Source organism: Enterococcus sp. AZ020 (genome assembly GCF_050499205.1).
Classification (GTDB): Bacteria; Bacillota; Bacilli; order Lactobacillales; family Enterococcaceae; genus Enterococcus_L; species Enterococcus_L dunnyi.
Map to the genome: position 1 here is coordinate 1,008,918 of NZ_JBIPAT010000001.1, position 14,321 is coordinate 1,023,238.

A 14,321-nucleotide genomic window follows, 5' to 3' on the forward strand; every position below is an offset into this window, starting at 1 on the left:
ACAATTAATGTCTATCAAAAAAAATGGAGTGATTATTTGAATAATAATATGAAAAGGAAAGCTTACCGTAATACACCGGCTTTCGTGATGTTGGCATGGGGATCATTTTTATTCTTTGCGGTCCTTATTCTTGTTGGGTTGTACACATTAAAAGAACCATTGATGGTAAAAGGTTATTACTTGATGGGGTCAGTTGGATTGATTTCTTCATCCTTCACACTTTCTAAAGTAATCAGAGACAATCAAGAAGATGAAGAACGCTATAACAAAATGTTTAGAGTTCAAGATGATATTGAAGATTAAGACTATAGTCAACTAAAATCTTTAACTAGATATCTTCACATGATTCAAAAAATAAAGCCTGCCTGATTTTAGTCATTATGCTAAAATCAGGCAGGCTTTTTATCTATTTATTTCACGATCAAAATCTTATTCAAAAACAAATTGATTATGGTAAAGCTCTGCATAAAAACCATCTTGTTCTAATAGTTCACGATGATTTCCTTCTTCAATGACCTCACCATTTTTCAACACTACAATACGGTCAGCATTTAAAATTGTTTTCAATCGGTGCGCAATAACAAAGCTAGTTCTCCCTTTGATTGCTTCATCCATCGCTTTTTGGATTTTCGCTTCTGTCACAGTATCTACATTACTCGTTGCTTCATCCAGGATCAATAATGCCGGATCTGTGATGATCGTACGAGCGATACTGATCAATTGTTTTTGACCGGTACTAAAGACATTATTTTCTTCTGTTATTTCAGTATCATAGCCTTTTTCCAAAGCCATGATGAACTCATGGATATTCGCTTGCTTCGCTGCAGCAACGATCTCTTCATCCGTTGCCTCCGGTTTTCCGAACGCGATATTAGCTCGGATCGTACCAGAGAATAACACTGAATCTTGTAGAACGATTCCAACATGTGAACGTAAACTATCTAGATCGATTTCACGAATATCTGTGCCGTCAAAAGTAACCGACCCACTATCAACATCATAAAAACGATTCAACAAGTTCATGATCGTTGTCTTTCCTGAACCTGTCGGACCTACTAAAGCAACCATTTCACCTTTGCTTACATTGATGGAAACATTTTTTAAAATAGGAATCTCAGGATCGTACCCGAAATCAACCTGATTCAAAGCAACAGAATCACTAACGCCTGAAATTTCCTTGCCGTTTTTAGGATTGATTTCATCCGGCTCGTCAAACATTTCATTTAAGCGTCTTGCACCAGTGATCGCTAACTGGATCATGCTATATCCTGAAGATATTTGCATCAATGGTTGATAATATTGCTGAGAGTATTGAACGAAGGTAACTACTAAACCTAAAGCAACTGTCTTTTCCAAATCTCCATTCAATGCTAACCAACCGCCAAAGAAAATCACGATGGCTGTATTAACAAGGGACATTCCCTGCATCATCGGAAATAATAATCCTGAGTAAACTTGCCCTTTAAAGGTTGCTTTACGAACTGTCTCATTGTGCTCAAGAAAACCATCGATGGTTTCTTCTTGCAAACCGTTAGTGATGATCACACGTTGACCGCTGATTTTTTCATCCATATACCCATTTAACTTACCAACTTCATCTTGTTGAATATCGACATATTTACGCGCTTTGCTGATAACAACTACCGCAATCAAAATCGCAACAGGTGTAGAAGCGATCGTCGCCCAAGCAAGTTGAACGTTTTGGCGGAACATCATGATCAAAATCCCGACAAATAATGCCGCATTCGTCAAAACCTGCAATAACGCTTGATTCAAGCTATTTTGAATATTATCTAAATCACTGGTAAAACGACTTAAGATTTCGCCATCTTGATGGGAATCAAAAAAGCGGATCGTCAATTTTTCTAATTTATTGAATAAACCAATTCGCATGCGGTTCGTTGACTTTCCAACGACCTGCGTAAACAGAATACTGTAAATAAAATTTGTAGCACTAGTCAATACATAGAAAATCAATAGCTTCCAAATAATTTCGATAAACTTGCTTTTATCATCCGTTCCCTGCATCAAGGCTCCTACATAATTTGCCAGCTCTTGAATCGCTTCACCCACAAACTGCGGAGCTTTAACTTGCAAGTAAGTTGCTATGATGATCGTCACAAAAATAAAGAAGAAGGAGATCTTATAACGTTTTAAATAGTGAAAAAAGAATTTACTTGCTCTTACTAAATCAGTCATTCTTAATCCTCCTCCCCTTTTTGTGTTTCATAGATTTCTTGATAAATCGCATTTGTTTTAGCTAATTCTTCATGCGTTCCTTCGCCGACTAGCTGTCCTTTGTCTAATACTAAAATACGGTCAGCATGAACAACGGAAGAAATCTTTTGCGCGATTACAATTGTTGTCGTATCTTTTAAATCATTATCCAATGCTTCTCTGACCAAACGTTCAGAGCGAGCATCTAGTGCACTGGTACTATCATCCAAAATCAAAATCTTTGGCTCTCCGATGACACCTCGAGATATCGACAAGCGTTGCTTTTGCCCGCCGGAAAAATTATTGCTTCGCTCAGCGACAGGCGCTTCGTATTGTAATGCCAACTTTTCAATAAATTCTTTTGCCTGAGCAATTTCAGCTGCACGGGTCATGTCTGCCTCATCAGCATCTTTTTTCCCTTGACGTAAGTTTTGTGAAATCGTTCCAGAAAACAGGATCGCTTTTTGCAAGACAAAGGAAACCGTCTTACGAAGACTTTGTTCATTGACCTCTTTTAAATCCACACCGCCAACTTCAACGGTTCCCTCTGAAGGATCGAATAGTCGTGGAATCAATTGCGCTAATGTCGATTTACCAGCACCTGTTGCCCCAACGATTCCAATCATTTCACCTGGTTTGATCGAGAAAGAAACATCTTTCAACGTATCGGATTCATCTCCAGGATAACGGAAGCTAACATGGTCAAATACAACACTGCCATCCAACTCTTGTTCTGGTACTTCTTTATAAGTAAGTGCTGGTACAGTGTCCATGACTTCTTTGATCCGTTTGATCGAAACAGCTGCACGTGACGTCATCATCATCATCATCCCGCCGATAATGATCGCCATCATGATCTGCATCAAATAGCTCATAAATGAAGCAATACCGCCAATAACGGTCGGATCATCTTTCACAAGATCACTCACTAAAAAGATCGATCCAGCAACTGCTAAATTCGCAGCCAGCATAAATGACGGGATCATCACAGAAAATAGTGTACCGACGATCAAATTGTGTGTGGTCAGTTCATCACTGACTTTACTAAAACGGTCCAATTCATTTTTTTCCTGAACAAAAGATTTAACGACACGAATGCCTAGAAGGTTCTCTTTTGCTAACCCATTCACTTTGTCGATCAAGGTTTGAATGATCATAAAGTGTTTACCCATTTGAGAAAATGACAATGCAGTGATAATAAATACCGCTATAACTAGTAAAATAATGACCCACCACAATTGTGGTAATGTTGTCATCGCCAAAATAAAGCTGCCAATAAATAAAAACGGGATCCTGAACAATGATTGTAAAGCGATCATGATCACATTTTGAATCTGAGTCACATCATTCGTTAAACGAACAACTAAATTTCCAGCTGAAAATTCTTCGATATTTCCAAATGAAAAGGTTTGGATTTTACGAAAGGTCGCTTCACGAATATCCGCACTCACACCTTGAGCAACTTTAGCTGAAAAAATCGTGTTGAAAACACCTGCAACCAACCCTAACCCTGCAATACCGATCAGATATAATCCTAGTTCCTTAATTTGTCCTTTATCATCTTTTATAATTGCTTCTAACACTTGCTGTAATAGTTTGGGCTGCCACAACGCCGACATAACCATGATAATAACTGTAATCAAAGCTATGGAAACTTCCAACTTGTACTTTTTGACGTGTTCCATAATAATACTCACGTAATCCCCAACTTCCTTTATAAAACTAACCTAATCAATACATAGTCTACCTTTAAGTGTGCATTTAGTGTTATGATATGAAATAAGTAAATGAGCGAGACACGGGCACATCACTATATTCCTTTAATTTAACACTGTAAAATTAGGTTGCATACCAATGTACCATTTTTAGCAGTGGAATTCAAGGAGTTCGCTTAGATTTTTTAATAGAAGGATGAGAAAAATGGAGTCAAAATTATCAAAAGATAAGATCATTGAAGCTGCTTTTGAATTATTGGAGGAAGTCCCTGAAATAGACAAGCTTTCAATGCGCAAAGTAGCAAAAAAATTAGGTGTTCAAGCCCCTGCTATCTACTGGCATGTAGAAAATAAACAGGCTTTATTACAAAGTATGGCTGAGGAAATCGAAAATCATTTTGTTCCTCCTAAACCTCAAAAAAATTGGAAAGAAGCAATCTACGCTTACATGGAAAATTACTATGAGCTCTATCAACAATATCCTTGTGCTTTAGAAATAGAGATATTGACGATTCCATCTTATCCCAGTCGTTTAAAGAATTTAGATAGCATGTTGGGTATCCTCAAAGAAGCAGGTTTTTCTATTGAGCTTAGTTATATGACTGTGACTTCTATGCAGCATCTATTATTTGGTATGCTGCTAGATTCAACTGAAGAACAAAAATTATACAATAAAGTCATCGCAGGTGATGATTACTTAAAACGTCAGATCATCTTAATGAAGCAGTATGTTCAAGAGCAAGAATTGAACAATATCCGTGAAAGCATTGATTATCGACGAACTGAAAAACAAAAAGATTTCTTTATGAAAACGCTGCGTGTTTTTTTAAACGGACTAGATCCGTTGATTTAAAAAAAGCTTAGACAAAAGTCTAAGCTCAGACTGTAGACAAATACGTTCAACATTCAGAAAATAGAGTGTTGAGCGTATTTTTTATCTTAGTATCAAAATCAAAGTAAAAAAATAAAGGCATTCGCCTTTTTCTAGCCCCACAAGGCTAATTTCTTTAAGTTCATTGCAGCAAAAATCAGCCTCGTATGCACTGCGACTTTTTCCAAGGTTCGGTATTTTGTCCAGCGCATCCCGTGCTTCTCTTTTGCATCGGCAAACACTCTTTCAATAGTTTCTTTTCGTTTGCGGTATGTCTCTCGATTAAAGGACGTATGACGAAGATGTTCTGCATTTTCCAACCCAGCTTGCCAAATATGACGAGTCACTACTTTTTGATGATTTTGACTTCTTGTGCACTGCTTCAATTGCGGACAGTTCTGACAAATGTAAGATTTTGACTTATATTCACGGTATCCCTCTCGAGTAAGTGTAGAAAAATGTAAGGGGTGATTTTCAGGGCACAGGTAACAATCGTAGTATTCGTCATAGACAAATTGATTTTTGGCTAGTAACGTTCGATCACCTCTAGGTCGTGTATAAGGAAGAACAGGGTGAAGATTTCTCCGACGGAGAAATTCTATAAAAGTGGCAGTTTTATACCCAGCATCAGCAGCCACAGCGTATATCGCTGGAAATTTAGTACAGATAGAGGCAACTAAATCAGGAGCAATTTGACTATCATGACGGTTACCAGGAGTCACAATGACATCAAAAATGAATCCATGTTCATCACAACCAGTATGAGCAGAATAAGCAAATTGTTTCTCTCGTTCTCCTTTTACATAATATCCGCTCTCTGGGTCTACTTTACTTATTTTTCGTTCTTTCAGCTCACTTTCTGGCAGGAAAATAAAAGGACGCTTTCCTGCCTTGATGCGTTCCTCGTTAATTTCTTTCTCTAATTCTGATTGATAGGCCTTAGCTTCAATATGGGTCATTTCTCTAGTAAAATGGTGCTTGTTTGCATTGGCTTTGATATGAGTAGAATCCATATAGAGAACATCTTCCGTAACCATCCGAGCTTTGACAGCTTGTTCCAGTATGTAGGCAAAGATATCTTCAAAGAGTGTGGTCTCTCGAAAGCGGCGAACATAGTTTTTTCCAAAGGTAGAGAAATGTGGAATGGTTTCATTGAAATCGTAGCCTAAAAACCAACGATAAGCGACATTCGTGTCTATTTCTTTTATGGTTTGACGCATGGAACGGATACCAAAGAGATATTGAATGAAGACGATTTTGACTAAAACCACAGGATCAATACTTGGTCGACCTAAGGTCGAATAAGTTGATTCAACAATTGGATAAATGAAGGTAAAATCGATTGCTTTATCTACTTTTCGAATCAAGTGATCTGTTGGGACAAGTTCTTCCAAGGAAATCATCATGTACTGATCTCTGCCATTCATTGGGTGTTTTGTCATCATTTTTCCCACTCTCCTTTAAAACGTTTTCATACGTTAAGTATAAAAGAAAAAACTGTAGACGTCATCCCTTTTTTAGGACTTTGTCTACAGTCTGAGCTTAGACAAAAGTCTAAGCTTTTTTTTCAGATTCAATTGGCAACCAAGCCAATACTCGTTGGATCCATTGATCCCAGAAAATCCAGTCATGGTTTCCAGGTCCAGTTTCAAATGTGTGCTCAAGATCATGCTCACTCAATGCCTTAGCCATCATTTTATTTCCATATAAAAGTGGATCATCTTCTCCACAGCAAAGAAAAATTTTTGGTGCTTCTTTCTTATTTGCAACTAATTGTTTCAATAAAAACATTGGGTCATTGATAGATCCTTGCATTTCTTCTAACGGACCAAAAATACCTTCCCAATATTTTTTTCCTTTGAGTGCTAATAGATCTTCTGGTCGATCCGCAAGATTGACTGCTCCAGATAAGGACGCGACAGCGGCAAAATTTTCGGGTTTTGCCAGCCCTAATTTCAACGCACCATACCCGCCCATCGACAAACCTGCCGCGAAGGTCTTCTCTCTTTTCTTTGTTAACTGAGGAAATAGTTCATGACAAATTTTCGGTAATTCCTCAGAAATAAACGTCCAATAGTTCATATCATATGTCGTATCTGTGTACCAGCCTAAATCTGTGGACGGCATGATCACTGCCAAGCCTAGATCAGCTACGTAGCGCTCGATCGATGTACGTCGTTCCCAAACGCTATGATTTCCACCCATTCCATGTAGTAAATACAAAACTGGAACGTCAGATAAACTGCCTTTTGTTGCTGTTCCTATTTTTTTCTCTGTTTTCTGTGGTAAAACGATGTTTAATGATACTTCCATTTCCAATATATTGGAATAAACATTTGCTTGCAAAAAAGCCATCCAGCATCCCTCATTTTCATTTTCTTCTATTGTAGCACTATTTTTGATTAAATGAGAAGCAGCAACAAAAAATAAGGACCTAGCCAAATCTCTTTGACTAGGTCCGAGGGGAGGAGTTAACAATGAAAAAATGTTTGTTATAAGTTGTTTTGTGTTGGTATACATCTATCATACAAATCAATTATGACTTTTCTTTGTTCAATGTTTGCTTTCTTCAAGAGTTTTTTATAAAGAATCAATTATTAGTGGACGTAACTCTTAGTAAATTCAAGCCTAAGCCAATATAAATACATCCAGCAATTTTATTTGCCACTTTTTTCATATGATCATTTTTATTAAGCAGTCCTACAAAAAAAGAAGCACCGTAAGCAACTGCTAAACTCCAAATCGTGCTTGTACATACGAAAGTGATTCCTAAAATCAAAAATGGTAAAGAACCTGACTGAGCATTCGCATCCACATATTGAGGCAATAAAGAGAGAAAAAATAATGCTACTTTAGGATTCAATACATTTGTTAGCAACCCTTGTTTGTACACCTGCCAATCGGTTGTCGTTTGCTCTTCTTTTGTGTCTACTAACGATTCTTTTTTTAAGATCGAGGAAATGCCTAAATAGATCAAATAGCCAGCACCAAGCCACTTCATACTATTAAAAGCAATCGCCGAAGTCATCAAAATAGCTGACAATCCTATAGCAGCTAAAATAGTATGTACAAAAATCCCCGATGAAATACCAAAAACAGAAATGATTCCTTGCCGCTTACTGCCAAGCGTTGATCTACTCAAAATGTAAATCGTATCAGAACCTGGAATCAAATTTAATAAAATAGCTGAGATGATGAAGGCACCAAAATTAATAATTCCCATAAATGTATCACTCCTTTTGGACAGTATAACAAAAAATTTGCTACTTTATAAAGTAAAAAATAAGAGTCCAGAACAAAACTAAAAAAACAGTTTTTTCCTAAACTCTTATTCTTACTTTTACTTAAACTACTTTTTCTTCACAAGTGCATTCAAGACCATCGCGGCTATGATCAAGCCAATTCCTACAATATAAACATTATGAAGACCAGCATACAACATGCCACGTAATGGTTCCAATAATTCTGCTGAAATCGTATTCGCTGTATGAGGATTCACTAACTTATTCATCACATCAGGATCAACATCTAGCGAACTTTTAGCAAGCTCTGATGTCGTTACTGCATTGATGATCACACCAAAAATAGACACCATCAATGTTTGCCCAATTGTTCTAACAAGAGTATTGAATGAAGTTGCTACACCTACCTCAGAAGGATCCACGCTACTTTGAGCATTGACTGTCGTTGTAGTGATCGTAATCCCAAAACCGATCCCTAATACCGAAGAAATAGCAAAGAACCAGATAAATGAAATCGATACAGGAACCAATACTAAGAAAATACCACCTAGTAATGTGATCGTTAATCCGATCGTCAATACTTTTTTAGTCGTGTGTTTTTCCATCAATGAACTTGCAATAAACGAACCAACCATCCATAAAATCGACATCGGGGCTAAAACAAGCCCACCAAGACCTGCACTTTTACCTAAAACGCCCTGCATCCACATCGGAATATACACTTCTACTCCCATCAAAAATCCACTGATCAAAGCAGCTACGATATTTACAATAACAAACGTAGAATTTTTAAATAATTTTAGATCGATCACTGGATCTTTGGCTCTTTTTTCAACAAAAATGAAGCTAATAAAGAATAAAATAGACGCACCTAAACAAAGAAAGACGTTCAAACCAAAACCATTATCACCGATCAATTGAAAGCCCAATAGTAAGGTCAATAAGACCAGCATCAGCTGAACACTACCAAGTATGTCCATTGGTACTTTGTTTTGCTCTCTTTTTGGCTCCACTAAGAAGTAAGCGATCAAACCTAACAAGATAAGGCCGATCGGAACATTGATGAAGAAAATCCAATGCCAGCCGACGGTATCAACGATAAAACCACCAGCAAGCGGACCAAAAATACTGGCGATTCCCCAGGCAGCACTATTCAATCCCAACATTTTCGCTCGTTTATCAATAGAATAAATGTCTGCAAGAATCGTCAAAGCAACGGGCATGATCGCTCCTGCACCAATCCCCTGAATTGCTCTAGCAATGATCAATGTCAGCATGTTTTGAGCCAAACCACAAAGTGACGAACCAATAATAAAAATAATAATTCCTATCATAAAAATCGGTTTTCGACCAATTTTATCTGCTAATTTCCCATAAATCGGTGTTAACATAGCATTAGTTAACAAATAAATAGAAAAAACCCAATTCATGATTTCCATACCATGTAATGATCCTACGATCGTCGGCATCGCTGTTGAAACGATCGTGCCTTCGATCGCAGTCATAAAGGTTGCAACGAACACACTGATCGTTACAAGTTTGACGTTTGTTTCTCTTTTCATATATCTCCATCCTTTTATCTAAATAATGTTCATTCCCCTATTATGTGACAGTTAATTTTACTACTGCTTATGTAGCTTTATAAAACAATGTTTTTCCACTGTTTGTTAGATTAGCTATTCTTGCGATGTTGCTTATATAGCTAAACTAATAACTTGTGAATAAATATAGGTTCGATGTGGTTTTTGTGTTCTTTGCTTTTGTTTAAGCTACGGTCATCCTAAGGATCCCTTCGCTCTCATTGTTTCCAAGTACTGCCCAGCATCACTCTGGCTGTTTTAGTTAAATTACTGTTTGAACCCTTGAGTTTATTAGTTTTGTTCATGAGCCTTGTTTGTGATTCACTAGTTCTGGCTGCTTTAGTTGGGTTAACTGCTTGAAAGTTTAGGTTTATTAGGTTTGTTCCATGATTCTTGTTCGTGATTCACTAGTAAGGTGACTTCGCTCCCTTGGTCGCCAAGCACTGCTCGGTTTCTACTCTGGCTGCTTTAGTTGGGTTAACCGCTTGAAAGTTCAGGTTTATTAGGTTTGTTCCATGATTCTTGTTCGTGGTTCACTAGTAAGGTGACTTCGCTCCCGTTGGTCGCCAAGTACTGCTCAGCATCCGCTTTGGCAAAGCCAGTCGCGGTGGTTCGCAGCAAAACAGCGCCACTAATTTTCATTAGTAGCGCCGCCTCTGTTACTCACCTAAACTTGCTTTGATTGCTTCGACTTTGTCTGTCTGCTCCCAAGGTAGTTCGATATCTGTACGACCAAAATGACCATATGCTGCTGTTTGTTTGTAAATTGGACGGCGTAAATCAAGCATTTCAATGATTCCTGCCGGACGTAGATCAAAGTTTTCTCTTACTGCTTTGATCAATTTACTTTCTGGTACACTGCTGGTACCAAAGGTATTGATTGAAATTGACACCGGTTGTGCTACGCCGATTGCGTATGCTAGTTGAACTTCTGCTTTTTCTGCTAAACCAGCAGCAACAATATTTTTAGCAATGTAGCGAGCTGCATAGCTTGCTGAGCGATCGACTTTTGTTGCATCTTTTCCAGAAAAAGCACCGCCGCCGTGACGCGAATAACCGCCGTAAGTATCAACGATGATTTTCCGTCCAGTCAAGCCGGCATCTCCTTGAGGTCCGCCAATAACAAAGCGGCCTGTCGGATTGATAAAATATTTTGTTTCTTCATCTAATAATTCAGCTGGAATCACATGTTCGATCACGAGTGATTTCACATCATCTTGAATTTGCTCCAGCGTTGTATCTTCATCATGCTGTGTGCTGATCACTACAGTGTCCACACGCTGAGGTTTTCCCTCTTCATCATATTCTACTGTTACTTGTGATTTCGCGTCAGGTCGTAGGTAAGGTAATGTTTCTTCTTTACGTAACTCTGATAGACGGCGAACTAACTGATGACTCAATGAAATAGGTAAAGGCATCAACTCTGGTGTTTCGTTGACTGCAAAGCCAAACATCAGCCCTTGATCTCCAGCACCAATGTCATCTTTTGTATCTTTGTCTCCACGAGTTTCGAGCGCATCATCCACACCTTGAGCGATATCCGGTGATTGTTCATCAATGGCAACAAGAACTGCTACTGTATCTCCATCAAAACCGTATTTTGCTCGAGTATAGCCAATATCTTTTAATGTTTGTCGAACGATTTTTTGAATATCAACATAAGCTGTTGTCGATATTTCTCCAAAAACTAAAACCAAACCTGTTGTTACACTTGTTTCGCACGCGACACGTGCCTGTGGGTCCTGCTCTAAAATCGCATCCAATATCGCGTCACTTACTTGATCGGCCACTTTGTCCGGATGTCCTTCTGAAACGGACTCTGATGTAAATAAATGTCTCTCTGTCATAATGTATTCCCCCTAGTTATATTCGGTTACAAGGCATCTTTATTTAGGTGATCGAAGCATCACATATGCTCTCAACCAGCGCCAAATAAATCCTTTCGGGAACTTGTAACATTCCCAGTATAACAGATATCAAAAGAAAAAACTTGCTTTTTAACTGACTTTATTTTTTTATTCTTACTAAAAGCTATTCCTTCTTTTGCAAGTAATGTGTAATAAAAAACCTGAAATTCATGCGAACCTCAGGCAATTTTGGCTATTTTATTTTACGCGCTGAAATTTATGAAGCGGTAATACTCTCATTTCAACTTTTCCAATGATCTCTTTTTCATCCAATAACTGATAATAACGACTATCCGTTGCATAAGGACGATTGTCACCTAATACTAAATACTTACCTTCTGGAATTTTTGTTTCACCTGTTAATGAAAGAATTGAAAAGTCCTCTGTAAAGAGTCGTCCATTTTCTTGTGCTTGTTGTTGTTCATTCTGAATGAATGTTTCTTCTTTCGCCATTCCATCAATCGTTAATTGATCATTTTTATAAACAACCGTTTGACCAGGTAACCCAATCACTCTGCGGATATCCGTTTGCTTCGTACGCCCTCTTTGAATCGCGACAAGATCAAAAGTTTTGATTTTCGCTCTCTTGCTAACATAAACAGTTTCACCATCACGCAAAGTGGGAATCATCGAATATCCTTCTACCTTTACAAATGTAAAGAAGAAAAATGAGAGGACGAACAAAATTACTCCAGTCACAGCTAACGCACCAAAAAGTTCCATAAAAAATACAGTTATTTTCTTTTGCTTCTTCTTACGTTTTTTTAAATTTCTACGTTTTTTCGTATTTTTGCCCGGTCTTTTTCTTTTTTGGGCTTGAACAACTTCTTTAGGTACTGGTTTTTTACGTTTCTTTTTGTTCGTTGCCTTTTCCCGAAGCTCAGGTTTAGTTCGCTTTTCTAATTTATTTGATGGCTTAGGACGTCCTCTTTTTAATTTTCTATTTTTTTGTGATTCCATCCTAAATCACCTCAATTGACTACTTTTTATTTTGTAAGGCAGACTCATTGACTTTATATAGTTCAATAACCTTTTTTTCGTATTCTTGTACTTTTTTGATATCTTTGCGGTACTCCTCAACCAAAGTAGGATTATTGTAAAAACGTGTGTAATTGTTTGTCGCATTGGTTCCAAGTTCTTTCATGGAATTGTAGTAGCGGTTTAGAGTCAGTTGACCTTCTTCAGTGTTGACTGTACTGGCTTTTTTTGACCCAAAGCTACCCATTGCATTTGAAAGATAACGTAGATTTCCATCTGTTTTTGTTTGACTTTCAGAACCCTTGCCGGCTTTTTCTAATTCGCTATCAAAATCCTGCAGCAAATAGTATCCTTGTACGATCGAATCAGAATCTTCTGTTGTTAAGTTTGTTGATTGATAGTAAACAGCATACGCACCAGCTCCTGCAAATAAAACAGAACATAGTAGAAACAAGAACATCGTATTCCTCTGATTTTTTTTCTTAGCTAGCAACCTTTTCCGCATAAAATAGATTTTTTTTCTCTTTTTCTTATTTTTCGGTCGTTTTGTACTAATAGATTTCAATTTTCTTCTAGTCCCTAAGGTTAAAAACAGAAAAAGCACAAAGAACAAACCTGTGAGGATCGCTAATACTGACATACTTGCAAAAATCCAATCTAATGTAGTCATCGTCCTCTCCTCCTGTTCTCTTCTCTATTTTTTGTTCACTTGTCTATTTTTTGTTCACTTGTCTATTTTTACGTTGTTCATTTTTTCTCGTTTTTTCACTATTTTTTCTGATTGCTCGAATAATGAAAAAGACGATCAAGATAAGAGCAAAGATACCTACGGCAATTCCTACGATCAACACCCAATTGATTCCTTTTTCTTGAACTAAGCCAAGATCAGAACGGTTGAATTTGTCTGCTTCTTCATTGGTGATTTCAAAATCTTCTGTCCATTCCCATTTACGATCCCCAGAAGTAGCTAAAATATGTGCACGGTATTTGCCTGCTACCATTTTTTCGCCATCCATACTTGTTGGAAATGTCATATTAGAATTAGGCGCCATACGCATAGAAGCTTTTTTCGTTTCGTAAATAACTTCATCGTTTTTTTCTGACATGATTTGTGTTTCGATCGATAAATTATCTAAGAAATTTGCTTCCACATTAGATAAATCTGTGTAAACAACGTTACGATAGTTGGCTTGTCCTGCATAAACTTTGTTCAATTCTAAATTTGGTTGGACTTCTGTATCATTTTCAGTCAATACCATTGCAATAACGTAGGCGTATTTATTAACCACATTCGCCCCTTTTTGCTTTTCCTTATCTTCTTTGGTATCTGCTTTTTTCAGTTGGATCCCACCTACGATTTTACCATCAACAGAGGCTTGAGGCATAGCAATTGCTATATCGAGATTTTTTTCTGATTGAGCAGGAATCGTTACTTTTTCTGGTGCTTTTACGATATCCGTGAAGTCATACTTCAAAGAAGCATCTTTTTTTAGATTCGTTGGTCCATATTCGATCACACCGTTCATATTGGTTTTGGCACCATTTAAACTTACTTCTACAGTGATCTCTTGGTCTGTCGGATTTTTTAATACGATTTGAACCGTTTGTTTTTGATCCGGATTCATGCGTAAATCAAAATAACCGATATCTTGTTTTTGATTTTCTGGTTTTTTGATTTCATAAATGAATCCTGTAGCTCCTCCTGCATTCTTATCCCCTTCAGCATAAGTTATTTGAGAAAAACCGATGAAACTATTAAATGAAATAAAAATGATCAGTGCTATGTATTGTAATGTTTTTTTCATAGAAAT

Annotated in this window: 12 protein-coding genes, 1 pseudogene and 1 riboswitch; of the genes and pseudogenes, 2 read left to right on the forward strand and 11 right to left on the reverse strand. The window is 37.4% G+C overall.

All coding sequences use genetic code 11. From position 1 onward, the window contains the following. Positions 1 to 48 precede the first annotated feature (48 nt). Positions 49 to 303, forward strand: coding sequence for a YiaA/YiaB family inner membrane protein (locus IGI58_RS04790; RefSeq protein WP_087642309.1), 255 nt, complete (start codon positions 49 to 51; stop codon positions 301 to 303). Between the two features lie 126 nt (positions 304 to 429). Here IGI58_RS04790 and IGI58_RS04795 read toward each other — a convergent pair whose 3' ends face one another. Together IGI58_RS04795 and IGI58_RS04800 are read right to left on the reverse strand one after the other, a co-directional pair. Next, complete coding sequence (locus IGI58_RS04795; RefSeq protein WP_429954296.1) at positions 430 to 2,199, reverse strand: ABC transporter ATP-binding protein; 1,770 nt, start codon at positions 2,197 to 2,199, stop codon at positions 430 to 432. A gap of 2 nt (positions 2,200 to 2,201) precedes the next feature. Further along, entirely contained in the window at positions 2,202 to 3,902 is a 1,701-nt protein-coding gene (locus tag IGI58_RS04800) for an ABC transporter ATP-binding protein (RefSeq protein ID WP_429954295.1), read from the reverse strand. A gap of 235 nt (positions 3,903 to 4,137) precedes the next feature. Between IGI58_RS04800 and IGI58_RS04805 the strand changes: the two genes are divergently transcribed. Continuing rightward, on the forward strand, positions 4,138 to 4,785 hold the full coding sequence (locus IGI58_RS04805; protein ID WP_225534765.1) for a TetR family transcriptional regulator: 648 nt from the start codon (positions 4,138 to 4,140) through the stop codon (positions 4,783 to 4,785). Positions 4,786 to 4,831: 46 nt separating this feature from the next. Here IGI58_RS04805 and IGI58_RS04810 read toward each other — a convergent pair. The 9 genes and pseudogenes from IGI58_RS04810 to IGI58_RS04850 all read right to left on the reverse strand — a co-directional run bounded on the left by IGI58_RS04810 (position 4,832) and on the right by IGI58_RS04850 (position 14,315). Further along, a pseudogene (locus tag IGI58_RS04810) lies at positions 4,832 to 6,248 on the reverse strand (IS1182 family transposase). A 109-nt stretch (positions 6,249 to 6,357) separates the two neighbouring features. Then, positions 6,358 to 7,158: an alpha/beta hydrolase gene (locus tag IGI58_RS04815; protein ID WP_429954294.1), complete on the reverse strand. Its 801-nt coding sequence runs from the start codon at positions 7,156 to 7,158 to the stop codon at positions 6,358 to 6,360. 235 nt (positions 7,159 to 7,393) lie between these two features. Then, on the reverse strand, positions 7,394 to 8,026 hold the full coding sequence (locus IGI58_RS04820; RefSeq protein WP_429954293.1) for a LysE family translocator: 633 nt from the start codon (positions 8,024 to 8,026) through the stop codon (positions 7,394 to 7,396). A 126-nt stretch (positions 8,027 to 8,152) separates the two neighbouring features. Continuing rightward, complete coding sequence (locus IGI58_RS04825; protein ID WP_429954292.1) at positions 8,153 to 9,607, reverse strand: MDR family MFS transporter; 1,455 nt, start codon at positions 9,605 to 9,607, stop codon at positions 8,153 to 8,155. 495 nt (positions 9,608 to 10,102) lie between these two features. Further along, a complete protein-coding gene (locus tag IGI58_RS04830; RefSeq protein WP_429954291.1) occupies positions 10,103 to 10,246 on the reverse strand; it encodes a hypothetical protein in 144 nt (47 codons plus the stop codon). Positions 10,247 to 10,284: 38 nt separating this feature from the next. Then, positions 10,285 to 11,472 carry a methionine adenosyltransferase gene (metK, locus tag IGI58_RS04835; protein ID WP_429954290.1) on the reverse strand — a complete coding sequence of 396 codons (1,188 nt, stop codon included), beginning with the start codon at positions 11,470 to 11,472 and terminating at the stop codon, positions 10,285 to 10,287. Continuing rightward, a riboswitch (SMK box riboswitch) is annotated at positions 11,470 to 11,586 on the reverse strand. It overlaps the preceding gene by 3 nt. A gap of 144 nt (positions 11,587 to 11,730) precedes the next feature. Beyond that, complete coding sequence (gene lepB / locus IGI58_RS04840; protein ID WP_429954289.1) at positions 11,731 to 12,492, reverse strand: signal peptidase I; 762 nt, start codon at positions 12,490 to 12,492, stop codon at positions 11,731 to 11,733. Between the two features lie 19 nt (positions 12,493 to 12,511). After that, positions 12,512 to 13,180, reverse strand: a complete 669-nt coding sequence (locus tag IGI58_RS04845) for a hypothetical protein (protein WP_429954288.1) — start codon at positions 13,178 to 13,180, stop codon at positions 12,512 to 12,514. A 43-nt stretch (positions 13,181 to 13,223) separates the two neighbouring features. Continuing rightward, positions 13,224 to 14,315 (reverse strand): DUF916 and DUF3324 domain-containing protein, encoded by a 1,092-nt coding sequence (locus IGI58_RS04850; RefSeq protein ID WP_429954287.1) that lies wholly within the window; start codon positions 14,313 to 14,315, stop codon positions 13,224 to 13,226. Between the last annotated feature and the right edge of the window lie 6 nt (positions 14,316 to 14,321).